General features: G+C 57.5%; 22 protein-coding genes. 3 read left to right on the top strand and 19 right to left on the bottom strand.

Annotated features, from left to right (window positions below; translation table 11 throughout):
• Window positions 1-50: 50 nt before the first annotated feature.
• The 9 genes from AC0YNU_RS28130 to AC0YNU_RS28170 form a co-directional block, all read right to left on the bottom strand.
• The gene (locus tag AC0YNU_RS28130) at window positions 51-929 is read right to left on the bottom strand and encodes a M15 family metallopeptidase (RefSeq protein ID WP_475762502.1); all 879 of its coding nucleotides are present in this window, start codon (window positions 927-929) and stop codon (window positions 51-53) included.
• Between the two features lie 135 nt (window positions 930-1064).
• Window positions 1065-1886: an SDR family oxidoreductase gene (locus AC0YNU_RS28135; protein ID WP_475762504.1), complete on the bottom strand. Its 822-nt coding sequence runs from the start codon at window positions 1884-1886 to the stop codon at window positions 1065-1067.
• Window positions 1887-2150: 264 nt separating this feature from the next.
• Window positions 2151-2747: a TetR/AcrR family transcriptional regulator gene (locus AC0YNU_RS28140; RefSeq protein WP_475762506.1), complete on the bottom strand. Its 597-nt coding sequence runs from the start codon at window positions 2745-2747 to the stop codon at window positions 2151-2153.
• Window positions 2748-3032: 285 nt separating this feature from the next.
• Window positions 3033-4211, bottom strand: a complete 1179-nt coding sequence (locus tag AC0YNU_RS28145; RefSeq protein ID WP_475762508.1) for a sensor histidine kinase — start codon at window positions 4209-4211, stop codon at window positions 3033-3035.
• Complete coding sequence (locus tag AC0YNU_RS28150) at window positions 4204-4893, bottom strand: response regulator transcription factor (protein WP_475762510.1); 690 nt, start codon at window positions 4891-4893, stop codon at window positions 4204-4206. The genes AC0YNU_RS28145 and AC0YNU_RS28150 overlap by 8 nt, the downstream gene beginning before the upstream one ends.
• 275 nt (window positions 4894-5168) lie before the next feature.
• Window positions 5169-5864, bottom strand: coding sequence for a Rossmann-fold NAD(P)-binding domain-containing protein (locus tag AC0YNU_RS28155; protein ID WP_475762512.1), 696 nt, complete (start codon window positions 5862-5864; stop codon window positions 5169-5171).
• 62 nt (window positions 5865-5926) lie between these two features.
• Complete coding sequence (locus tag AC0YNU_RS28160) at window positions 5927-6391, bottom strand: heme-degrading domain-containing protein (RefSeq protein ID WP_475762514.1); 465 nt, start codon at window positions 6389-6391, stop codon at window positions 5927-5929.
• Between the two features lie 83 nt (window positions 6392-6474).
• Window positions 6475-6765 carry a hypothetical protein gene (locus tag AC0YNU_RS28165; RefSeq protein ID WP_475762516.1) on the bottom strand — a complete coding sequence of 97 codons (291 nt, stop codon included), beginning with the start codon at window positions 6763-6765 and terminating at the stop codon, window positions 6475-6477.
• Window positions 6766-6811: 46 nt separating this feature from the next.
• On the bottom strand, window positions 6812-7792 hold the full coding sequence (locus tag AC0YNU_RS28170; protein ID WP_475762518.1) for a phosphotransferase enzyme family protein: 981 nt from the start codon (window positions 7790-7792) through the stop codon (window positions 6812-6814).
• Window positions 7793-8009: 217 nt separating this feature from the next.
• Between AC0YNU_RS28170 and uvrA the strand changes: the two genes are divergently transcribed.
• On the top strand, window positions 8010-10520 hold the full coding sequence (gene uvrA, locus AC0YNU_RS28175; protein ID WP_475762520.1) for an excinuclease ABC subunit UvrA: 2511 nt from the start codon (window positions 8010-8012) through the stop codon (window positions 10518-10520).
• Between the two features lie 354 nt (window positions 10521-10874).
• Here the strand turns inward: uvrA and AC0YNU_RS28180 are convergent, their stop codons facing one another.
• Entirely contained in the window at window positions 10875-11498 is a 624-nt protein-coding gene (locus AC0YNU_RS28180) for a DUF2306 domain-containing protein (RefSeq protein WP_475762558.1), read from the bottom strand.
• A gap of 198 nt (window positions 11499-11696) precedes the next feature.
• Window positions 11697-13223: an MDR family MFS transporter gene (locus AC0YNU_RS28185; RefSeq protein WP_475762522.1), complete on the bottom strand. Its 1527-nt coding sequence runs from the start codon at window positions 13221-13223 to the stop codon at window positions 11697-11699.
• A gap of 122 nt (window positions 13224-13345) precedes the next feature.
• Here AC0YNU_RS28185 and AC0YNU_RS28190 point away from each other — a divergent pair, with 122 nt between their 5' ends.
• The gene (locus tag AC0YNU_RS28190; RefSeq protein ID WP_475762524.1) at window positions 13346-13891 is read left to right on the top strand and encodes a PadR family transcriptional regulator; all 546 of its coding nucleotides are present in this window, start codon (window positions 13346-13348) and stop codon (window positions 13889-13891) included.
• A 40-nt stretch (window positions 13892-13931) separates the two neighbouring features.
• On the opposite strand, the gene AC0YNU_RS28195 is transcribed toward AC0YNU_RS28190, so the two are convergent.
• From AC0YNU_RS28195 to AC0YNU_RS28210, 4 genes are all read right to left on the bottom strand, one after another.
• Window positions 13932-14354: a universal stress protein gene (locus AC0YNU_RS28195; protein WP_475762526.1), complete on the bottom strand. Its 423-nt coding sequence runs from the start codon at window positions 14352-14354 to the stop codon at window positions 13932-13934.
• A 52-nt stretch (window positions 14355-14406) separates the two neighbouring features.
• Window positions 14407-15675: an MFS transporter gene (locus AC0YNU_RS28200; RefSeq protein WP_475762528.1), complete on the bottom strand. Its 1269-nt coding sequence runs from the start codon at window positions 15673-15675 to the stop codon at window positions 14407-14409.
• A gap of 5 nt (window positions 15676-15680) precedes the next feature.
• Window positions 15681-16118: a MerR family transcriptional regulator gene (locus tag AC0YNU_RS28205; RefSeq protein ID WP_475762530.1), complete on the bottom strand. Its 438-nt coding sequence runs from the start codon at window positions 16116-16118 to the stop codon at window positions 15681-15683.
• A gap of 359 nt (window positions 16119-16477) precedes the next feature.
• Complete coding sequence (locus AC0YNU_RS28210) at window positions 16478-17320, bottom strand: exosporium glycoprotein BclB-related protein (RefSeq protein WP_475762532.1); 843 nt, start codon at window positions 17318-17320, stop codon at window positions 16478-16480.
• A 200-nt stretch (window positions 17321-17520) separates the two neighbouring features.
• Between AC0YNU_RS28210 and AC0YNU_RS28215 the strand changes: the two genes are divergently transcribed.
• Entirely contained in the window at window positions 17521-18672 is a 1152-nt protein-coding gene (locus AC0YNU_RS28215) for a YheC/YheD family endospore coat-associated protein (protein WP_475762534.1), read from the top strand.
• Between the two features lie 63 nt (window positions 18673-18735).
• On the opposite strand, the gene AC0YNU_RS28220 is transcribed toward AC0YNU_RS28215, so the two are convergent.
• From AC0YNU_RS28220 to AC0YNU_RS28235, 4 genes are all read right to left on the bottom strand, one after another.
• Window positions 18736-19140: a carboxymuconolactone decarboxylase family protein gene (locus tag AC0YNU_RS28220; protein ID WP_475762536.1), complete on the bottom strand. Its 405-nt coding sequence runs from the start codon at window positions 19138-19140 to the stop codon at window positions 18736-18738.
• Window positions 19141-19152: 12 nt separating this feature from the next.
• Entirely contained in the window at window positions 19153-20775 is a 1623-nt protein-coding gene (locus AC0YNU_RS28225) for a thiamine pyrophosphate-binding protein (RefSeq protein WP_475762538.1), read from the bottom strand.
• Window positions 20776-20799: 24 nt separating this feature from the next.
• A complete protein-coding gene (locus AC0YNU_RS28230; RefSeq protein WP_475762540.1) occupies window positions 20800-23055 on the bottom strand; it encodes an EAL domain-containing protein in 2256 nt (751 codons plus the stop codon).
• Between the two features lie 451 nt (window positions 23056-23506).
• Window positions 23507-24493 (bottom strand): zinc-dependent alcohol dehydrogenase, encoded by a 987-nt coding sequence (locus AC0YNU_RS28235; RefSeq protein WP_475762542.1) that lies wholly within the window; start codon window positions 24491-24493, stop codon window positions 23507-23509.
• Window positions 24494-24664 lie beyond the last annotated feature (171 nt).

Raw genomic sequence — 24664 nt, forward strand, 5'->3', positions numbered from 1 at the left:
CTTTTCGAATCCGCCCCGCCGGCTGCCCGGCCGAGCAATCAACCGACTCTTCATTTCGCTTCGGCCGAAATTTCCGTCGTTACGATAACACCGTCCGCGTTATTGCCGCTCACCGTATACGACCCGTCGGCCGGCACGCTAATCTCCATTGCCGCGGATTCGGAGGCAGGATAGTAAGTGACCGTATAGCTCACGTTATCTACCTTAGCCGTTATTGTTCCTCGCTCCTTCAAGGCTGCCAGGTATTCCTCCAGCGTCCAGTCGTTCGCATGCATCAGTTGGCTGTGCGGCTGCCCGACGTACCGGAAATGCCACGGTTCATACTCGATGCCGGTCAGGTCGGTCTTATCCTTGGGATAGCGAAGGACGAAGCCGTATCTCCACGCATTCTTGCTTAGCCACTTGCCTTCCGGCGCCTGACTCATCTCCGCTTCGGTTGAGCCCACGTCCATGGACAGGCCGAGATTATGCTCGCTGTAGCCTGGCGGCAGCGCATAGTCCGACCCTTTCTCCTCGTAGAGCTCCTTCTGCGATTCATTGTCGCGATAGCCGCTATTAATGACAAAATGGCTGATGCCGGCCTCCGCCGCAGCGTCGACCAGCACCTGCCATTTCTCGGCCACGCGCTTCGAGAGCATGATCTTCGTATCCAGCAAGCCGTAGCCATGCTTCAGCTCGGGATGCTCGAAGAGATTAACGATATCGGTCAGCCTGCCATTGTCGTCAACGGGATGCTGCTTATCGACGAGCAGCAGGTTTCCTTGGTGAAGTTGATTCACGCCTGCCGTTACCTTGCGCATTTGCATCGCGACGGATGCTTCCGTGACACCATCCTCGCCGCCGCCAGCCCATTCCTTCACATGCTGCGCACCTTCCACTCCGATCAACACCAGCAGCATCAGACCTGCGATTCGCATGTTCCTCATCATCGTTTCCATTCCTCTCGCAAAAACATTCGTCTTGCAAGAATAGAGCAAACGATTAAAGAAGACCTTGCGGAAAGCTTAACTTTTTCTTAATTCACTCCGCGGGCGCATTCATACAAGCGCTGCGGTCAAAGCATCTTAGTTATAGTTGCGCGCGATCGTTTCCAGATATTCTTCGATCGGAACCGAATGCCGCAGCGCCAGCAGCCCTTTGCCTGCCTCGCCCACGACCGTCCGGAATTGCTTGCTTTCCCCGGTCGCCTGCGCCGCTATGGCATCGACGATGATTTGTGGATCGTCCAACTGACTGCTATCGTTGCTGCTCATCAAACCGACGACTTTGTTCATCAAATCATCGTAAGCCGTGATGTTCTCGTCCTTGTTCCAACGAATGCTGTTTACGAAGTTGTTGCCGCTCGAACCGCCCTGCTCGATGAGACGAAGCTCGATATTCAGCGGCTTGAGCTCGTAATACAGGCCTTCCGTCAAGCCTTCCAGAGCAAACTTGGACATGTTATACAGAGAGCCCAGCGGTACCGCCGTCGTGACCCCCATGAAGGAGCTGATGTTGATGAACATGCCGCCGCCTTCGGCTCTGAAGTGGGGCAGGAACTTGCGGATGACATTGATCGGGCCGCGGGCGTTCACCGCAAACTGCCAATCAATAGTTGCTTCCTCGGCCAGCTCCAGCGCACCGTAGGAGCCCATGCCCGCATTGTTGACGACAACGTCGATCTTCCCGAAAGCGGCGACCGCCTCATCGACGGCCGAGTTGACCTCATCCAGGTTCGTGACGTCCAGCTTGAACAGTTTGATGTTGTCGTACGCGGTCAGCTCCGTTTCTTTCTCCGGGGTGCGCATCGTCGCGGCGACGTTCCAGCCCAGCTTCGCGAAATGAATGGCCGTCAGTTTACCGAGTCCAGAGCTAGTTCCTGTAATAAAGATCGTTTTCGTAGTCATATTGAATCTCCTCCAGTAGTTGTTTTGAATTAGATTAACCATAAATTGAACGTTCATTCTATCTATTGCAAACTTTCACTTTCAGACGAGGGGACGGACGGATGAGACACTCTGCAAACGATCGGACTGTCTGGCATCTTCCAGCAGAATAGTTAGCCGACAGACTTGTTACAGAAAAAGTTCATATCGTTCCTGCAGCAACTTGACTCTTAAATCGAACGTTCGATCTATACTTAGCGAAAAGAAAGAAGCAGGTCGCCGGACTTATTCGTTCCAGCCCTTTTCTTTGCTTACCGCGTTCCAGAAGGAAAGGATCGCCTGCTCCTCGACGTCTTCCGTCAGCTCCAGCATGTTCTGCTGGTGGCTCTTCAGAAGATAGACGGTGGATCCATAATGCATCTGCACCATCATATGCGGTTCCAGCTCAATGAACAAGCCTTGATCAATCGCCTGCCGGTACAGCTTCTCCAGCGGCCCGCACCATCCGCCTTTGTAGGCTTCCAGCTTGGACTGCTCGTAAATATACGGCGAGAACGAATACTGCTCGATGAACCGAAAGCCCTTCGGGTACGTCTTGCCAAGCTCGATGACATTGCGCCACGCCCGGCGAAATTGTTCCTGCACGGATTCGGCTTCGTTCAGATCCTTCGTCACGAATTGTCCGTTGAACAAGACGATCGCCTTGTACAGCTCGTTGATAATGTCTTCCTTGCTGCTGAAATAATGATAAATGTTGCCCGTGGATACGCCGGACTCCTTGGCGATCAACGACATCGACGTTGCCTGCAGTTCTTTGTCGATGATCAAATGGAGCGTCGTCTCCAAAACGGCCTGCTGGACTTTGTTATAGCGCTCGAACATGCTTGACTCCCTCCTCCTTTCCGATTCGAAAAGATTAGATCGAATGATCGTTCTAATCATAATCCATAGGTATCGCTCCCGTCAACCCACCGCACGAAGACACGGTACGGTGTGTGACGAGAAGGGCGCGCGGGAAGCTCACAGACGCATACGGCGGCACTTGGGTGCGGGACGGCGCGACCGTGGACCATGGAGGGCGCGACCCGCGACGCGGCACTGTGCAACCCGCCGCTTACCGCGAGCCTTGACCGGGCGATGACGCCCGGCAGCGCTTGGAGCCATCCATTATTTGGAGCGATCCCGCTGCGATGTTTCCCCGTCCCCGCGCTCCCCGGTGCCAGCATGCTCGGCGACACGCTCGCTTTCCCCGCCGTCCAGCGGCAGCCTTACCTCGAAGCAGGTGCGCACGGCATCGCTATGAACCGTGATCGTACCGCCATGCTGCTCCACGATATTGCGGACGATGAACAGGCCGATGCCGGTCCCGCCGCTTTGGGACGTCCGCGCCTGATCGCCGGTGTAGAACATGTCGAAGATATGCGGCAGCTGCTCGGGAGGAATAGTATCCCCGTAATTGACCACCCGTATGACCGCTTCGCCGGCCTCCGCTTCGCAATGGATATCAATGAACTGTCCGTCCCCGCCGTACCGGACGGCATTGGTCAGCAAATTCTCGAATACGCGGGCCAGCAGTTCGCCGTCGCCCCTCATCTCCACCTGCGAATCCATGTGCAGCCTGACCGTCAGCTCGGCATTCTCGAAGACCGGATACAGCTCTTCGTTCAGCTGGACGAGCAGCTCGCTGACATCCAGCTTCGCGAGGTGAAGCGGCGCCTTGCCATAATTCATGCGAGTGACCTCGAACAGCTCGTCGATGAGCTTCTCGAGCCTTCGGGATTTCGTAAAGGCGATCCCCATATAATGCCGAACCTGTTCCTTGGACAAACTTTCGTCCCGCAGCACAATATCCAAGTAGCCCAATACCGACGTCAGCGGCGTCCGGAGATCATGCGCAAGGTTGAGCACGAGCTGATGCTTGCTGGTCTCCGCAAAATCGCCCCGCTCTACCGCCATCTGCAGGTTATCGCCAGCCTGGTTGAGGTCATCCGCGATGCGGGCGAATTCGTCCTGCGAGCGGATGACGACGCGACTGCTGAAATCTCCCTGGGCAAGCCTGCGTATGCCCGCCGAAATGTCGGCAAAATACGCCGCATACGGCTTCGTCAACAGATAGAAAAATAAAGTCGTGAACGGAATCATCAGGATGATGGCGAACTGGAAGTCCCCGATGTTCTCGATATACCGCCGTACCCGGAAAAACGGATCGTTCGCATACCAGACATGGGACAAATAATACGTTTCCAGCGCCCTGTAGGCGATAAACATGACGATGCCCGAGAGAAGCATGCTGAGTCCGAGCAGCAGGAGCATCTTGAATCGGAAGCTGAACGCCGGCTTATCCATTGAAGGTGTACCCTACGCCCCAGACGGTCTTGATCCACTTGTCCTTGTCGTCGCCCAGCTTCTTGCGCAAGGTTCGGATATGCACCATGACCGTATTGCCGCTCTCCAGGTACGTCTCCCCCCAGACGCGCTCGAACAGATGCTCGCCGCTGAACACTTGCTTCGGATGGCTGGCAAGCATATACAAGATATCGAATTCCTTCGGCGTCAATTCGACGGGGCTGCCGTACTTGGTCACCGTATGCCGGCCGGTATCGATGACGAGGCCGCCGATCTCCAGCACCGGCGAGCTCCCGCCCGACTGCTGATTAAATTGAAGCGCGCGCCGCAATTGGGCGCCCACGCGGGCGACCAGCTCCATCGGGTTGAACGGCTTGGTCATGTAATCGTCGGCGCCGATGACGAGCCCCGTGATTTTGTCGAGATCGCTCGTCTTGGCGCTGAGGAAAATAATCGGCATCGCGGAATGCTCCCGAATGCGGCGCGTCACCTCGTATCCGTCGAGCCCCGGCATCATGATATCGAGAATCGCAAGGTCGATCGTCTGCGACTGGACCGCCAGCACCGCTTCTTGGCCGGAGGCCGCCTTGATGCAGCGGTAGCCCTCCTTCTCCAAATGCAGCTCGACCAAGTCGGCGATTTCCGCTTCGTCGTCCGCGATCAGTATCGTATTACGCTTCATTCGTTTCCAGCTCCCGACCCGGCAAGCGTTGACTTGCCGATTTTCAATCTACGTAGAGGTAGTCTACCATTTAAAACTAAAAAATATCTTAAACTTCCACAACGGGCGTTCGGATGGGAAACTATTCGAACAGGGGCCGCCATAACAGCATGCATCGGCTTGGGCTTTGGCTTTGGCTTTGGCTACAACACAGCTCGCTTGGTTGATTGGTTGAAACAAGAAAAACCCGGTCCGCTCGATTCGGAGCGGATCAGGTCTTGCACCTCGGTTATCATTCACGCATGCTCGCCAAGCCGGGCCAGCTTGCGAATTTCTTTGCTGGGCAGAATCGACGGTTCATATCTACCCGCGGCAGCATGGATCATCGCCAGCCCGAGCTCACGCAGCGTAATGACGCCGTTCGGGAGAAGCGTCCTCGCGATCGGATACAGCCACTTCAGCGCACGGTAATACGGATGGACGTTCTTGAGCCCTTTGGTCGGATGCATATAGCCGGGACGGAACATGTAGGCCCGCTTGAATGGCAGCCGCAGCAGCTCATTCTCGGTCCTTCCCTTCACCCGTGCCCACATGCTTCTGCCCTGCTCGGTGCTGTCGGTACCCGAACCCGTGACGTAGCAGAACACCATGTCGGGGTTCAAGCCCGCGAGGAGCTCCGCGGCATGAAGCGTCAGATCATGCGTCACGCGGGTATAATCCGCTTCGTTCATGCCCACCGAAGAGACGCCGAGGCAGAAATAGCAGGCGTTATAGCCCGTCAGCTCTCCGGCGACAGGCGACAAATCGTACAACTCCGGAAGCACGAGCTCCCGAAGCTTGGCATGCGTCACGCCGCAAGGCTTCCGGCCGATGACCAGCACCTGCTCCACATCGGGGTGCAGCAGGCATTCATGCAATACCCCTTCGCCGACCATGCCGGTTGCGCCCGTAACGATCGCGCGGATCGGCCGCTTGGCTTCTTGCTGCTTCATTTTCGCCCGTCCCCTCTCCCATTGCCCTTCCCATTCCCATATGACACGCAGCGTTCGTTGCGTTATCTGGTCAAGTATTTGCGAAGGCCGTCCACGGCGACTTGATGATCTTCTTCGCCCGTCAGCCCGGACACCGTCACCGTACCGACCTTGCCTTGTCCGCGCACGACAAGCGGGAACGAGCCGCCTTCGCCTTGGTACTCCTCAAGCGATAGCCCGGAGCCGTCCTTGAACGTGGTGCCTTCCGCCTTGTACTTCTCCCCCACGTACAGCGAGCTGTGGCCGAAATGGTTGACGACGTTCTTCTTGGTGTTGATCCAGTAAATGTTGTCTTTGGACGTCCCCGTCATGTAGTGCGTGAACAACGGGTATTCGCCGTTATCGATATGTACGGCAATGCCTTTGCCGAGCACGTCTTTGGCGTGCTTGACGATGATGCAGCCCAGTTCATAGGCATCCTCGTTCGTAAACGATTCGAATTGCAGTTCTTCTTCTTGCGTCAATAAGGCTTCCAGGAATTCGCTCATCGTTGTCCCTCTTTCTGTAGGTGCTCCCTCTTATAGTACGATAAAACGGATGACAATATAAATCGGCCCGCCGTCAATCTCGGTCAAGGCGCGGTTCCCCTCGATGCGACGTACCAGCCGTAGCCGCCTTTCTTCACGTAAACGTAGGCTGCATCCACGTTCGAAACCTCGTACAGTCTCCCGTATTGCGGGTCTTGTCTTCCCTGCGTCACGCTGGCCCCGAACGCTTGGATGGGATGCAAAGACACGAGCAGATCTTTCCTGACGGCGAATTCGGCGGTCGGTGAAGGCGTGAAGAGAATCAGGATAAAACCGGCGACAACGATTATCGGGAGCATGACCATGAGCCGTTTGCTTCTGCCTGCCACTGCCACTTCGCTCACTCCTCTTGACGTGTTTGGTTCTGCGCTGCAGCAGCCGCTAGATCTTCAACGCTCTGAAATTGGCCATTTTCCCGTCGATAAAGCCGTCGTCGAAATCCGCCGCCCCAATCAGCTCCGATTCGTTGAAGCAAAGGGCGAAGAGCCATAGCTGCCGCAGCGCGACGAAGAGCGGCACGGCCTGTTCGTCCTGTGCGCCGAGCGTCCGCTCCGACCGGTAGCCGTCCAGAAACGCCGACCACAAGGCCTCGACTTCATCCGGGTCATGCCCGCTGTGGATTTCCCTCGCCAAGCGGAATTCGGCGATATCGTAAGCCCGCCAGCCATACCCGCATAGATCGAAGTCGTAATGCGTCATCCGTCCGTCTTCCGTATACGATACGTTGGTGTTGCCATGCAGATCGCCGTGACAGATGCCGAAGTCCAATCCCCCGTCGATCAACGGCTGGAGCCGCTCTCTCAGCTCGGTAACGCGCTGCTGCAGATAAGCAAAATCCTCCTGGCGATCCGCAAGATGCGCCTCGATGACGCTCAGAGGACGATCAATGAGAACGTCCAATTCGATCCGGTCCCGTGCATGTCGGCTGACGAACGCGTTGGCCGCTTCATGGAGCCGTGCCACGGACTGCCCGAATCCCCGGCTGTCCTCCGTCGTCCGAACCCGCCGCTCCCTTCCTTCCGCGAACGTGAACAGCACGCCGTGCTTCGTTCCTTCCGCGGCCGGGAACGCGTTAATGAACGTTCCGTCGCGCTTCGCGATCGGCGTCGATACAGGAACCCCTTGACGAGCGAGATGAACCAGCAGGTCCAGCTCGAAGGCGATATCGGAAGACGTCCGCCGGTCCGCCCGATAGGCGCGGAACATATAGCGGGCCGACTCCGTTTCCAAGAGGTACGTGTCGTTCATCCCCCGCAGGAAATACTGAAAAGACCGAGGTTGATCGATATCGTAATGCTGCCGGATATGCGCGAGCAGCGCCTCCCGTGAGAGCAGCGTATAGCTGGCAGGAAAGAGATGCATAGAATCAGGAGCCTCCTAGCAAATATGATCTCTCAACTATACCACATTATGGAAGATCGCTCCTCCGTCCAGCAGGCTTATCACTGAAGCTTGAAGCACCATGATAAGGTTTTTATGATCCATTCATTTATGTTAAAGGTAGGATCTCAGCCAACCTTCTAACTTGCACAAATGTTCTATAATAAGGTTGATCACGCTTAAGAAGGAGCTGTGTCCATTGAAAGATACGATTCAAATTGTAGGAGCCTTCGAGAACAACTTAAAGAATATCTCGCTTCATATTCCGAAATACAAGCTTGTGGTGCTGACCGGGCCATCCGGGTCCGGCAAATCGACGCTCGCCATGGACACGCTGCAGCGGGAGTGCCAGCGGCAATACATGGAGTCCATGGGCATGGTATCCGACTCCATCAACAAGCCGAAGGTCGGCGCCATCGTCGGTCTGTCGCCGTCCATCAGCGTCGGGCAGCATGTGACGAACCGCAATCCGCGGTCCACCGTCGGTACGGTGACGGACATTTACACGTACATGCGCACGATCTATGCCCGGGCAGGCGAGCGCCCGTGCCCGCACTGCGGCGGACTCGTTCCGCCTCCACCGGCGGAAGCGGCCGGCATGAATATTGCCAACGAGGAAGAGCGTCAGGAATGGATTCACTGTCCGCACTGCGCCGCGAAGCTGGAGAAGCTGACGATGACTCATTTCTCGTTCAACACCCTGCAGGGGGCATGCGAAACCTGCTCCGGCCTCGGATCGGTGGCGACGCTGCGGATGGATGCGATTTTCCAAACGGACAAAGGGCTGCGCGGAGGCGGCGTTCCTCATCTCTACGACATGATGGTAGAGTATTACACGAATATTTTGAATGCCAGCGGGAAGCATTACGGGTTCGCCTTCGATCCCGAGCTGCCGCTGAAGGATTATCCCGAGGCGCAGCTGGACCTGCTCTACTACGGCACGGAGAGCGAGCAGTTCTCGCGTCACTACCCTGACGTGAAACCGCCGAGGACGGTGGCGCTCGGCAAGTTCGAGGGCATCGTGACCGGCATCTGGCGCCGCTACAAGGAGAAGGGCGCCGAAGCCGAGGGCGGCATGAACGCGGCCGATTTCTTCCATCAGCAGGAATGCCCGGATTGCCGCGGAGCGAAGCTGAACGCGGTCAGCCGTTCGGTCAAGGTAGGCGGCTCAGCCATACACGAGGTCACGGAGCTGCCGCTTGAAGAGGTGCTGACTTGGACCGAGCGCGTGACCGCCGAGCTTCCCCCGGCTATCCTGGAGATGCTGGCCACGTTCATCTCCGACGAGATTCCGTCCCGCCTGAAGCGGATTTTGCATGTCGGCCTCGGTTATCTGTCGCTGAACCGCCAGACCGTGACCCTCTCCGGCGGCGAAGCGCAGCGCCTGCGGCTCGCCTCCCTGCTCGGCTCCGGACTGACCGGCGTGCTGTACATTCTCGACGAGCCGACCGCCGGCCTCCATCCCCGAGATACGGCCGGCCTCATCCTCGTGATGAAGCAGCTGCGCGACCTCGGCAATACGGTGCTCGTCATCGAGCATGACGTCGACATGATGCGCGCAGCCGACCATGTCATCGATATGGGGCCCGGGGCGGGCAGCATGGGCGGGCGCGTCGTCGGCGAAGGCACGCTTGCGGACCTGATGGCGTCGCCGGAATCCGTCACTGGCGCCTACCTGCGGGAAGAGACCGCATATAAGGCGCGGCCAAGCCGGCGCCCGGGCACTGGCAGCGCGCTGACCGTACGCGGCGCCACGGCGCGGAACCTCAAGAACGTCACGGCGTCGTTCCCGCTCGGCTGCCTCGTCTCCGTGACCGGTGTCTCCGGCTCCGGCAAATCGACGCTGCTCTTCGACCTGCTAGCCGAGGGCGCGAACGACAATCTGCGTCCGGAAGGCTGCACGAGCATCGACGGCACGGAGAACGTCGGCAACTGGATCACCTTCGACCAATCCCCGATCGGGCGGATGCAGCGCTCCAACGTGGCGACGTACACCGATATTTTCACGGCGATGCGCAATTTGTTCGCAGGGCTTCCGGCGGCGAAGAAGCTGAAGCTGACGTCCAAGCATTTCTCCTTCAACACGGCCGGCGGGCGCTGCGAGAATTGCCAAGGACTCGGCGTACTGACCGTGGATATGCATTTCCTGCCGGATATTGAAGTCCGCTGTCCGGCCTGCAAGGGACGCCGCTTCCAGGATGAGGTGCTGCAGGTTACGTACGAAGGGTACTCGATCTCGGACTTGCTCGACATGACCGTTCAGGAGAGCCTCGACGTGTTCGAGAACCACGACAAAATGGCCGAAACGATCCGGCTGCTCTGCGAAGTCGGCCTCGGCTACCTGCATTGGGGGCAGTCGGTGCGCACGCTGTCCGGCGGCGAAGGCCAGCGGCTGCGCCTCGCGAAGGAGCTCGCCAAGCGCACGAAGAAGCATACCCTCTATCTGCTGGACGAACCGACGACCGGCCTGCATCCCGCGGACGTCCGCCAGCTCACGCTGCTGCTCGACAAGCTCGTCGACGCCGGGAACACCGTCATCGTCGTGGAGCACAACCTGGAGCTGATCCGCGAATGCGACTGGATCATCGACATCGGCCCCGAGGGCGGCGAAGGCGGCGGCACGGTCGTCGCGGAGGGCACGCCGGAGCAGGTGGCGCAGGTGCGCCGGTCGCACACGGGACGGTATTTGCGGGAAGCGCTGGGCGGCTGAACGAGGGCAAACGTGAGACGAAAAGGCGAGGCGCTTCGCGCTAATAGACTGAGGCACCTTCCCTTCAGTGCCGGCATTGCCGGTGAGCGCTCCCGTGGTGCTTCGCACCAAAGTCGCTCTCCCTCGGCATGCCGGCGCTTGCGCTTCGGCCTCTGACCCGCACAGGGCGCTCTGCGCCCGATGGGAGCAGGACCCAGTCGTTTTCAGTGCGAATAAGGTGACTGAGATTCGTTACAATTACCGCCCTAACACAAAAACCGCTTCGCCTCGGATCCAATCCGTAGCGAAGCGGTTTTTGTGCATGGCAAAGGTCTGCGGCGCTTGCGCTGCCCCAGCCCTGCCTCCAACGCTTCATCAGCGCTTCGGCTTCAGTATCGCCCATTCCACCAGCATGAAGTTCACGATCAAGCCTGCCCAAATGTTCACGTTCAGCACGTTCTCGACCATCCCTTCCCTGCCCTCGGGAAGCGAGAAGCCATGCAGCACGCCGTACGTCAGCAGCAGCACCGGCACGAGCAGCCGGCCGCTCACGGCGACCAGCGTAATGCCGAAGCTGCGGATCATCCATCTTCGGTGGGCGGCGAAGTCCCGGCGAACGGCACTCCGGTAGCCTTGCCAGGTGGTGAACAGCCAGATCAGCGCCAAGGCGATAAAGCCGACGGATTTCGAGAAATCATCCATGTACCCGGTCAGCGGCAGCGCCAACAAGGCGCTGATCATCACGCTGACCGCGTAGACGCTGCCCAGCATCCGATGCAGCTTCGGCCGCTGCGTCCGGACGCGCTCGATAAACTGCGTGAAGCCTGTCAGCAGCGCTGCGAACGCAAACAAGATATGCGTTACAAGTATCGGAAACTGCAAACTTCCAGGTGACACATCCACGCGGCTGCTTGACGAATCGAACGTCAAGTAAGGCGCGGAAAAACCGATCATGATGCCCAGCGACACGATGACGAGCAGCCACCAGCTTCTTCTCATGCCCAAACCCATGCACGCTCCCGAACGGCGTTCATCCTCCGTGCTCGGACAAACCGCCCATAATAGCTTATCGTAGCACAAGTCCGCCGCCGTTCAGTCCGTCCCCGGACGGAGACGGCAAAAAACCTTGGGACGCCGCTTGCGCCCCAAGGTTCGTTGTCGTGCCGTTCAAACCGATGCTAGTTGTGATCCCTATGTTTATACATCCGCAGGAGCTGCGGCTCCCGGACGCCCGTCTTTCGCGGACGCCGGGCGATCCTTCGCGGCTTGCGACTCGACCGGCACCGCGGCCGAAGGCTTCACCCGGCCGACGAACATGGCGAGCGGCAGCGCGATGATCGCAACGACCGTCGCGACGACATAGACATCGTTGACGCTCATCGTGAACGACATCATGCCGATATGCACCTCGTTCGTATCCCCGGCCTTCGCCAAGTCCGCCGCATGATGCGTCGAACGGGAAGCGAGCATGGTCGTGAAGATCGCGATGGCGAACGAGCCGAATACGTTCCGCAGCCAGTTCGAGATCGAAGACGCATGCCCGGTCATATGGCGGGAGACGCGCTCCATCGCCGCGTTGCTCGCCGGCATCATGACCATCGCGATGCCAAGGTTACGCACGATCATCCACCACAGAATGTAGCTGTGCGAGATGTCGATGCTCGACCAGCTGAGCATCAGCGTGCCGAGCGCGAGCAGCGGAATGCCGACGCCCATCAGCCAGCGCGGACCGACCGACGTATAGAGCTTTCCGATGATCGGCATGACAAGCGCCATTACGAGCGAGGCGGGAAGCAGAATCAACCCCGTATCCATCGTGGATACCATTTGGATGCGCTGCAGGAAGAGCGGCGTCAGCAACGTACCGGAATAGAGGCTGATCGTCAGAATAATCGTGATGATCAGATTGAGCGTATAACGTCCATTCGCGAGCACGCGCAGCTCCAGCAGCGGCGTCTCGATCCGAAGCTCCTGCCAGACGAAGGCAGCCAGCAGCACGCCGCCGGCAATGAACAGCGAAATGACTTTGGCGGAGCCCCAGCCCCAGGCATGCCCTTGGCCGAGCGCGAGCAGCAGCGCGACGCTGCCGAACATGACGGTAACGAAGCCGATGGCGTCGAATTTCTTCGGCACGCTGAGCCGGTAATAAGGAATGTAGGCAGCCACCAGGACGATGGCGATCAGGCCGATCGGGAGGTTCATCCAGAAGAGCCATTGCCAATCGAAATTCTGCAGCAGCCAGCCGCTAAAGGTCGGTCCGAGCGCCGGCGCCATCATCGCGGCGAGCGACCATAGGGCGATAGCCATCGCTTGTTTGTCCCGGGGGACGACTTGGTAAATAATTGCCATGGATGCGGGCAGAATAAGTCCGCTGAATATGCCCTGCATGACCCGGAACGCGATCAGGGAATATTCATCCCAAGCGAGCGCGCAAAGCACCGAGGCCAGCGTGAAGCCGCCAAGCGCGAACAGGAACAGCCGCTTATAGCTGAACTTCTCGCCTAAGTAACCGACGATCGGCGCGAACGTTCCCATCGCCAGCATGAAGCCGGTGAGCGTCCACTGAATCGTGCCTAGACTTGTGTGAAAGTGATCCTGCAAAATCGGAAGTGCGATATTAATCGTGCTGGATGCCAGCACGCATAAGAACGAGCCGACGAATATCGCGATCATAATCGGCCAAAAGCTGACTTTCGGCGCTGTTTGTTCCGCCTGTTGTTCCATCGTTTCCCCATCTCTCCGTTTCATTTGCCCCTATGTTCATTTTTACATATAATTTGAAGGCAGGAATATTATAAATCGCCTCCCAATGATATGTCAAAATATATATACAGAAGGGAAATGCAATGAATACGCTCTCGTACGGTCTGCTCAGTCTGCTCTCGAATTCAGCTGATTCCGGCTACGATCTCATGCGCAAAATTCAGCCGTTTTGGCCCGCTAAGCACAGTCAAATCTACCCGCTCCTTGCCCAGTTGGAAAACGGCGGCCATGTCCAGCACACGCTTGTCGTCCAGTCGGACAAGCCGGATAAGAAAGTCTATTCCATCACAGCCTTAGGGAAGGAAGCGCTCCGAAGCTGGCTGACGCTGCCGGCGTGCGAGCCGAACACGCGCGACGAGCTGGTGCTCAAGCTCTACTGCATGGAACAGGGCGACCTCGCCGATATCCGTCGGCTGCTGGAAACGCGCGTCGCCTACAATCAAGACAAGCTGCAGTGGCTTCAGGCCAAGCTCGACGTCTACAACCTGCAGCAGCCCCCGCCTCCGCTTGGCACCCTCCTGCTGATGAAGAAAGCCGAGCACCATTTCGAGTCCGATCGGGCATGGTCGGAATGGGCGCTGCAGCAGCTCACGGAGCGCCAAAACCAAGAAGAGCCGAATTCCCGTTGAAGGGAACTCGGCTCTTCTTTCGTCTGGATGATAGACGGCATTATTTCACTAGCAGGACCGGACAATGCGCATGCTGCACGACGCTGTGGCTGACGCTGCCGAGCAGAATCTCGGAGACGATGCCTGCGCCGCGGGTACCCATGACGATCAGATCGGCCTCAGCGTCTTTCGCAGTCCGGACGATCACCGTCGCCGGATCGCCGTCCGCAGTCAGCGTATTGAACGCAAAGCCCGCTGCTCTCAGCTTGGCCGCTGCGGGCTCGATGACTTGCCGGCCCTCTTCCTCCAGCGCCCGCTCCAGATCCATGCCGATGACCGGCTCGTTCAGCGTAAGCGATGGGTTCACGTGCAGCGCGGTCAATCGGACACCCGAGGACAATGCCTTAGCTAAGCTAATGGCGCTATCCAGTGCCTTGCCGGCCTGTTCCGATCCGTCGATAGGAATAAGAATATGCTTATACATCGTAACGACCTCCCAATCATTTTGGCACTGACATGCACGATATGTTTTAGGCTTAATGAGCGCTCTCGACATCATCTACGTGCTTCAGATGCTTCGTATTCACCAGAAGATACAGGGCTGCAACCACGACGAACGCGCCGCCAACGACGAACGGCATATGCGGGTTGAACCACTCCGCCAGCTTGCCGGCCAGGTAAGGCGCGATCGCGCCGCCGATGAAACGAAGGAAGCTGTATGCGGCGGAAGCCGTTGGACGCTCGACCGGAGCGGCGTTCATGACCGCTGTCGTAATGAGCGTATTGTTGTTGCCGAGAAAAGCGCCGGCTACGATAACCATGATGATGACGACTGTTTTATCCGTTGTCCAGTACGCCATGACGAACAAGGTCGCGGCGAATAACAGCAATTGCACGACCATGGACGGCAGCGTGCCGAAGCGCTTCTGCAGCATAGGCGCCGTGAAGACGGACGTGAAGGCGAGCATGAGTCCCCAACCCAGGAAGACGAGGCCGAGCTGATGCTCGTCCAGGCCCAAGTGGCCCAGAACAAGCGCCGCGTAGACAAGCAGGGTGAAGAAGCCGAAGTTGTACAGCATAGCAGCGATACCGAAGGTGCGAAGCGCACGGAATTTCAGCGCGCGGAACGGATCGGCAAGCGAAGCTTTCTTCTTCTTGGCCCCGGAGGCCGGCAACGAAGCCATCAGTTTGGCACGGGACGGCATGAGAACCAGAATTAAGATGAAGGCAAGAACCATGAGACAAGCCACGCCGAAGAACGGGCCTCTCCACGAGATGGCGCCAAGCTCGCCGCCGAGCAGCGGACCGACGGAGATGCCGAGACCGACCGCTACCTCGAACAAAATAATGGACTTGCCGACGCCGGTCTTGGACATCGACACGATAGCCGCAAGCGCCGTCGCGACGAACATCGCATTACCAAGGCCCCAGCCGCCGCGCAGCCATACAAGCGACCAAATGCCGTTGGACATCCCGCCCAGCGCGGAGAAGATGGCAATCACGATAATGCCGGTAAGCAGCGTCCATTTCATGCCGAGTCTAGAGGAAACGACGCCCGTAATGAGCATGGCGATCGCCATAACGGCGTTATAGCTCGTGAACAAGAGCGTGACATCGCTGCTTGAAGCGTTAAGCTTCTCGGCGATGGCCGGCAGGATCGGGTCGACGAGACCCAGTCCCATGAAGGCGATAATGCTGGCGAATACGACCGCCCATACCGCGATGGGCTGGCTGAACATGCTGACTTTCTTCGCAGGCTGCGTATTCGCGGCAGCGCTGCCGTTGGTGGTTGCTGTGGATTGCATGTTTCTTAGGACTCCCTTTCCTTCGATAGTTTGGCTATGCCGTCTGTGACGCGTTTCTGAAGGAATTCGATCTCCTTCCGAAACTCGATCATCTTGGCGAGCTTCTGGTCGATCATACCTAGCTGCTGTCCGATGATCGTATCGATATCGCGCAGCTGCAACAGCTTCGCGTCTACCTCTTCGATCTTCACGTACTGCTCCTTCAGCTCGCCCAAATTCTCGCGAATCGCAACGAAATCCAAAATTTCCTGCAGGGAAAAACCGAGCACGTCGCGGGCGTTCATGATTTGCTTTAACCGCTCAATATGCGTTCGGGTGTACAGGCGGATACCGCCTTCGCTTCGCTCCGGAGGCGGAATAAGACCGATCTCCTCGTAGTAGCGAATGGTCCGCTTCGTTAACCCGCACTCTTTGGCGACGTCGTCAATCTTGAAATGATCCACGTGAATGCCTCCCTCTTCTTCCGTACACATTCGGTTGATATGGTTCAAGCATATTCCAATCTAACGTTAACGTCAACGTTAACTTTTGGTTATGTACATGCTTTGCTTGTCCGAACGAATACTTGGCTTACTATGCCCATCATGCGAACTTACATGCAAAGCAGGCAACGGATGCCGGCAAACGAACACGCCGAATGATCACGAAAAAAAGGCCCCCGCCTATCCGGAGCCTCTTCTTCTACAGCGCAGGGCGGCCGGGCGCGATAGAAGTCGACGCGTATCCGCCTTCCGTCACTGGCTCCCAAATTGTAAAGCTAAGACCTGCCTGGACGCGCAGGACAACTGCGCGTCCTTATCCATTACGCCAGCGCAAGTCCCGCGCTAGCATAACCGACAACCGTATTAATAAGCGTAACGCCCGATGCGGTCGCGGAGAACACCATCAGCAGTCGCGTTCCCGCCGTTACGGGGATTGTAAGACCGGTCGTTATTCCGCTCGCGATGTCGCCGATCGCGATAATGCCCGTAAGCGCAGGCGCCAGAGTGACGAACGCTCCCGGAATCGGGTTGAAGATATTATTCGGCGTCGGCGAGCTGTACAGCTGTGCCGTAATGGTCACTGTGCTGCCGACGAGCGTCAGCGCCAAGGTCGTGCTGAAGTAGGCCGCAATGGACGTGATCGTCCGTGCTTCCGGTACGGAGAACGACATGTTGAGCGCCGTGCCGCCGGCTCCGGTAAGATCGATGGTCGTGCCCACGAGCGTGACGCCCGGGAAAGAAAAGCCGAATCCGAGGAGCGTCGTCGTACCGACAACCCCTCCGAGCACCGTCGTCAGAACGGCCGGCGTCCCCGAGGCAAATGGAATGATCGCGCTTGTTCCCGGTGGTCCGGTCGGACCCGTATCGCCTGTCGCGCCGGTGCCGCCGGTCGCGCCCGCTACTCCAGCTGCTCCATCGGCGCCTGTCGGGCCAGTCGGACCCGTCGGGCCTGTCGCGCCTACTCCCGGACCGGTAGCTCCCGTTGCGCCTGTCGGCCCGGTGATGCCGATTCCTGCAAGTCCTGTCGGGCCTGTTGCGCCTGTTGCTCCTCTTGCTCCTGCTGCTCCTGCTGCTCCTGTTGCGCCTGCCGCTCCCGGATCGCCGGTAGGCCCTGTCGCCCCGCGCGGTCCCGGTGGACCCGGAGGCCCCGGATGTCTGCCCATGCACTCATCTCCCTATTTATAAACTTATGACATCATACAAAACAGAAGCGATAAGGTGCACAACAAACGCCCGGTCCCACGAAAATAGGCGTTGGACGCGCACCATTGGCTGATTTTATGTCCTGGCATGCCATTGTCCCATGCCGTTCGGCAGCAATCGCATTACATGTAAGAGGATTGTCTGCCGGGGAGTGACAAGAGTGGAGAACGTCAAGCTTATCGCGATCATGGTGCCGACCAGAAGAAGCCGGGCACGCGCATTGCGCATCTATCAACGTTATTGCGATCCGTCCATCCGGCTAATCGCGTTTTGTCCGAACGATCTGCTGTGGGGCAAACGGCGGGTTATCGGACTGACCGCGTACAAGGGCCGCTGGAAGCAGCGGGTCTTCCCTTTGCCCGACGTCGTCTATAATCGCTGCTTCAATCAGAAAACAGAGACCATCGCGCGTTTGGAAGCGGCGATCGGTCATAATAAGTGCTTCAACGTCATCAACTTCTTCAACAAATGGTACCTGTACAACATCCTGAAGCCATCCAGCGTCGCGGCTTATGTGCCGGATACGTACCTATACGACAGGGACGAACTGCCGGGGCTGCTGAAACGGTACAGGCTGATGTACATCAAACCGGTGTACGGGTCCATGGGCAAGTTCGTATACCGGATCGAATGGATGGAAACCGGCGAAATTCATGTTGCCCTGCACAGCTTGACGGCGAAATTCATTTGCACCAGCGTCGAAGAGGTCCAGGAGCTGCTGGATAAGCATCTGATCGGAAGAAAATATCTCGTGCAGCAAGGCATTCGCAGCCAGCTGCTGGGCCGGCGGTATTTCGATTTCCGTATCCTGATGCAGAAGAACCGAATCGGTCAATGGGCAATCACCAATATCGTGACGAGATTCGCTTATCGGCAGTACTTCAACACGGCTGTCTGCGAAGCGGTCGTGGACGCGGCCGAGATCCTTCCGCTCGTATTCGGGCCGAACGAGATCGGGGACATCGCGCATGCGCTTGATGATGCGAGCCGCGGCGCCGCGCTCGCCGCCGAGGAGCAGCTAGGTCTATTGGGCGAGCTCAGCGTTGATTTTATCGTCGACACCAAGAAGCGGCTATGGATTATTGAGCTGAACGGCAAGCCCCATAAGAGCATTTACGAGGACCTGAAAGGGCGAGTCTTCCAGCAGAATATTTACCGGCGGCCGATGGAATATGCCGCTCATCTCGCAGAAGCGAAAGAGTATCCGGCAATACCGCGGGCCACTCCGCCCAGCGCAAATAACCCCGTTCCCTCCATACCGGAGAAAACGGGGATATTGCCGGCTAACCGACCGACCGAAACCAATATGTAAAAGAGCGGCGCTGCGCTTCAAGCTGCGCCTTACGAAGCTGTACCGCGCCGGAGCTTACGCCGCTTACTTGTTCGACAATACGATATTACGTTCCTGGAACACCTTCCGAACGACATCGAGCGCGCCGCATGCCTTCGGAAAACCGGCGTACCCGCCGCAATGAAGCACGATCTCGAGAATCTCCTCCGGACGCATGCCGACGTTCAGCGCCGCATGCAGATGGAAGGGCAGCTGCTCCATCGCGCCTTGCGTAATGAGCGAAGTAATCGTGATGGTCTCCCGCTGCTGGATGGTGAGCGTATCCCGCGAATACAGATCGCCGAAGCCGAACGCAATCAGCGTATGGCCGAAATCGGGGAAAAAATCCCCAATTTGCTTAATCATGCTCACGCCGTGGTCGCCGACCATCGTCTGCAATGTCTGGATGCCGGTATCATAACGTTCCTGATTGGTTTGCGATGGATTCATGCCGTTTCCTCCTTAGCCCCGCTTCATGGTCGGGGGAATTTCTCTCGGGTCCATAATAATATCAATGACGCAGGTTTGTTTGGATTGAAGGGCATCGGCGACGGCGCTTCGCAGCTGTTCCTCCGTCGCGCAGCGATAGCCTCTGGCGCCGAGCGACTCGCCGAACTTGGCCGCATCGAGCGGTACCTTGTACGTCGTCCCGACCGCTCTGCCCAAATTTCGCTCCATGCCCTTATCGACCATGTCGATGCTTTGATTATTCGCGACGAGGTAGAGCACGGGAGCATCATAGTTAACGGACGTGGAAAGCTCCGTTCCGTTCATGAGCATGCAGCCGTCTCCGGTCAAGCAAGCGATTGTTCTCTCCGGAGCCCCGAACTTCGCTCCGACCGCATAACCGATGCCCCTTCCCATCGTGGCATACACTTCTTCGAAATAAAACGTGCCCGGAACTTGAATATCGAAATATTTGATGGCGTAGAAAGAATGACTGCCCGCATCCCCGTAAACAAGCGTATCCGCAGGCAATTGCTCCCGAAGAACGTCCATCACCTGCTTGCCGCGTAGATAACCGTTCGGCTCATGCTCCGGTTCGATCTCGATCGTATCCGGAAGTTCTCGCCCGGGCAGTCGGATATCCGCGAATTTCAGCATCGCCTGCAGGTTCAAGCGAATGTTCCCCAGCACCGCCGTCGTCGCAATCGGCAGCGCCCTGCCGATAAACCGCGAATCGAAATCAAAATGAAGCACATGCTTCGGATACACGGACGGCGAAAGTCCCGGCACCTCCAGATCGCTCAGCTGGCTGCCAACGACGATCAACAGATCGACGCCCTCGCGGAGATAGTCTTCGGTGCGGGCGTTACCGCCCAGTCCATACGGTCCGAGATGCAGCGGATGCTCGGTGCGGAACACCCCTTTGCCTCCTGGCGTCGTCGCCACGGGAAGGGCCCACTTCTCGGCAAAATCCTCGATCTCGCGGTAAGCTTGCTCTGCATGCAAGGCCCCGCCAATAAGCAGCAGCGGACGCTTCGCTTCGGCCAGCAAGGAAGCCGCCATATCCAAGTTCGATGCCACGGTTCCCGGGTACTGATCCGGAAGCGGCAGATCGAAGTCCTCGATCTGTTCCGTCAGGACATCGAGCGGGATACAGAGATGGACAGGTCCCCGAACACCGGTGAACGCCCGGTCCATGGCATGCTCCAAGTAATTACGGAGCAGCTCGCCGCGATCCACGCGGGCGCTGAATTTCGTGACGGGCTCGAACATCTTGACGAGATCCGTTCCGAACATCGTGCTGTCCTGGCCAAGCACTTTGCCGATGTCGCGAATGGGAGGAGAGCCCGTAATGAACAATACGGGCAAATGGGTGAAGAGCGCTTGACCGGCGGCGGTCAGCATATTAATGCCGCCCGGCCCGGCCGTGCCGACCGCGACGCCCAGGCCGCCTCGCACGAACGAATAGCCTGCAGCAGCTAAGCCTGCCCCTTCCTCATGCTTGCTGAGCACGAACGTGATGCCCGCGTTGTCCATCTCGAGTATGAGCGGCGTAATCGGCTTCCCTGGTATTCCAAACGTATGGGTAACACCCCATTGGGCCAAATGCTTAACGAGAACGCTGCTTACTGTAGGCATTGAGCGAAATCCCCCTATTTGATATCAGTACAGCTTCTTCATCTTGGAAATCAGCTCCGGAAAAGACCGTTCGAATTCTTCCGCAGGTATCGGAGGACTGAAATAATAGCCCTGCACCTCATCGCATTTCTGAACCTGCAGGAAACGAAGCTGATCCTTCTCCTCCACGCCTTCGGCAACCACTTCAAGATTCATGCTGTGCGCCATCGCGATAATGACGCTTACGATATTCGTCCCGTTCAACCCTCTGCTGATGTCTCTCACGAAGCTTTGATCGATTTTCAAGCGGTTGATCGAGAAATTCTTCAGGTAGTTCAAGGAACTGTAACCGGTTCCGAAATCATCGATGCTGATTTGAATGCCCAGCGAGTGCAGCTTGCGCAGCATCGGAATGGCGTGCTCGACGTTCATCGTCATCGTCTCGGTAATCTCGAGGTCCAGGTACTTCGGATTCAAACCGGACTCGTCCAGCGCGGACTTCACGACGTCGACGAGGCCGTCGTCCAGAAATTCCATGGAAGACAGATTGACGGAGACGCGGAATGGCGGCAGCCCCTGTTCCTGCCACTTCTTGTTCTGCCTGCAGGCGGTGCGAAGCACCCAGGTATCGATTTGATGAATCAAGCCCGTCTCTTCCGCGATGGGAATAAAATCGTTCGGCGGGATCAATCCCTTCACGGGATGCTGCCAACGGACCAGCGCCTCCACGCCCTTCAGCTCTCCGGTGCTGATATCCACCTGCGGCTGATAGTACAGACGGAATTCATTGTTCTCGATCGCTTTGCGCAGCGAGCTCTCGAGCACGATCCGCTCGCGGGTCGTAATATTCATGTCGGGGGAATACAAGGCGTACGTGTTGAGTCCCCGGCCCTTCGCGCTGTACATCGCCGTATCCGCCGTGATCATCAGTTCTTCCAGGTTCAGGCCGTCCTTGGGATAGATCGATATTCCCGCGCTCGCCGTCAGGTGGAAATCGTAGCCGTTCAAGTTGAGCGGCTCCTTGAAGACCTGCAGGATATCCTTGACCCGTTTCACGGCTTCCGTCTCGCAATTCACGTGGGAGAAGGCAAACATGAATTCATCGCCGCCCATTCTAGCGACGAATTCATCCGGTGCGAGAATCTCCCGCAGCCGGGATGCCACCATGACGAGCAGCGTATCCCCGCTGGAGTGACCCAGCGTATCGTTGATAATCTTGAAACGATCCAAGTCCAGGCATACGACGGCCACCTGCCTGTCCGACTCCTGCATCTGCTGAATCAGCGTGGTTACCCTGTTCTTGTAGAAACGGCGGTTAGGAAGCTTCGTCAAGTCATCATGATTCGCCAAGTAATTGTACCGCTCCTCGGCCTTGACCCGATCCGTGATGCTCCTGAATTGGCCGAAGGCGCCAAGCAGCGTCTTCTTCTCGTCGTAAAGCGGGAAGGCATCGAACAGGCAGACGAGCCGATCTTCGGCCTCGTTGTGCTCAAAGCTCATTTGGATATCCTCGAAGGTCGTTCCGTTCTGAATGACCTCGTAGATATATTCGCCCATGCTCGGCAGGTAGCGGACTTCCGTGCCCAGCATCTCCTCCTTGGTCCTTCCGGTGAACAGCTCCGCGTATTGATTGAAGGCGATGATCTCCCCTTCCCGGCTCGTCAGCACGATGCCGTTGCGGGTATTGTCCATGATGATTTGGTTCAAAATATTGAGCTTCTGATTCTGCTTGCGCAGGAGCAGCTCGCGCTCGATCGAATCGACCGTCGTGGCCAGCATCGTGATCATCATCGGATTCTGAAATTCCTTGGCCGTCATGATCGTGACGCTGCCAAGCAAGTCGTTGACGTCCGTGTAATGGAAGGCAACGGCATAGCAGGCCGAGCCATGCAGATATTCGTGATAATGGTCATCGCCGATCAGCTCGATGGGCGACTGGTTGTACTTCAGCGAGAGATTCACCACGTTGGTGCCCATGCTCGCTTCCGTGAACTGCACGCCGGGCCGGATGCCGAGATCGTTGATCGTCTTGCGGATCGTTTCGTCGCCCATCATGTGAAGCACGAAGCCCCGGTCGTCGTTGACCGACAAGAGCAGCGGCGTCCCTTGGAGAAGCTGCAAAATCTTATCGCCGAAGAAGCTGACGACGGACAGGATCTCGTCGTATTCCTCTCGTAAATTCCGGAGTTCATCGGGAGTCAGGATTTTCTGGGGGAAGGGAATGACTTTCGGGTCCATGCCAATGTCCAAACAAAACCGATTTGATTCCAGAATAAAGCCAGGCTTTTCCGTCCTAATCATATTTAGCCCCCATTTTGCTAACCGCTTTGCAAGCGTTGAATTGCCGAACCGAACGCCATACTTGTAATTAACTTACATTTATAAAATTGTCCTTCATCTGGTTGTCGTCATTCGTCATGCGGGCAATAGAATAATAGAGCGTCTGGAATGAGCAAGGATGATGAAAATGAGGTTAAACCGCCAATACATGTACGGAGGCATTATTGAGTAGAAAAGCTGTTTGTCAAGCTTCGACGGGACCATTGACACCTATTATTGCAAACGATAAAAACCGGTAAAAAATGCAAGTATTTTAATAGTATTGTAGACGATTTCTATTTTTTTGTCGATAAATGTCTCTCTTGCTGCGGCAGGACTCTAGCCCTGTTTTCGCATGCCAAAAAACACCGCAGCACGGAAGCTTCGGTGTTTGACCGGGAACAGGAACTGCGCATGGGCAAACGGCGGTCGGCTACGCTTGTTTCTCCCCCAGCCGGCTCCAATCGAATAGCACGAAAAGCTCCTCGAAACGGCGGTTCAACAAGCCGTCATAGGCCTCCTGCGCATCATGCGGGGACATGATGCGCGTATGCGGCTTCACGTCCAGAAAGCCTTCCGCGAGCCAGCGCAGCGCAAGTCCTAAGTCGCCCATGATGCTGTGCGGCTGGAAATGTCCCGGATGGATCGGCAGCTCCCATTCCCATCCGCTCCGCAGAACGACGTAGTTGTGGAAAACCTCCCGCAGCAGCTCATGCGCGTAGAGGTCGGTGCCGCGCTTCCACGGAACGCCGATCATGACGACCTCGCCGCGCGGACGGACGATCCGGCAAGCGTCCAGCACCGCCGACTCGTGGCCGGAGCAGTCCACCACAAGCGCCGTCTTCCGCTTCCATGCCGAATCTTCGAGCGGCACGGTCGCCGCCGTCTGTGATATGCCCGAGGCTCTTGCCGTCTCCAGCCGGCTCTCTATCGGATCCGCGATCAGGACGTCATAGCCGCTGCGCTTGAACAAATGGGCGGCCAGCAGTCCGACCGGGCCTGCGCCCGAGATGATGACCCGGTCTCCCGGGCGGGCCGCGGTCGTCATCAGCGTCGTCAAGCTGACGTTCATCAGCCGCGCGATCGTCGCTGCGGCCGGATCCAGTCCCTCGGGCACGAGGACGGCCTGGTCGACCGGAACGTGCTGGAAGCTTTGATGGTTGCTCATGCTGAACACGCGGTCGCCGGGCTTGTAGCCTTCCACGCCTTCGCCGACCTGCTCAACCTCGAACACGGACGCATATCCGGGCTTCGCCGGCTCCGTCTGTTCGTTGAGATAATAGGCGTGCAGCTCCGTGCCCGGACTAATGAACGAATAGAGCGTTCTCCCTAGCAGATGATTCGGCGCTGGGCGCTCGGGCTTCTCGATCGCCCCGAGGCCGGCCTGCTGCTTGCCTGTAATCAATATCGCGGCTTCCATCCTCATCATTCTCCTCGCTTCGCTTTCATCGGATGCGGCTGCTCCGAACGGCGTGCCTTCTTTCTCGTCTTTCGATTCCGTGGCGCAGCCTCCTAAGTGGCAGGCTATTATCTTCTTCACTATACGGCCGCAGCGGCCGAGCCGGAATAGCTGGAAGTGCGAAGAATATAC

Source organism: Paenibacillus sp. J31P316 (assembly GCF_056269105.1).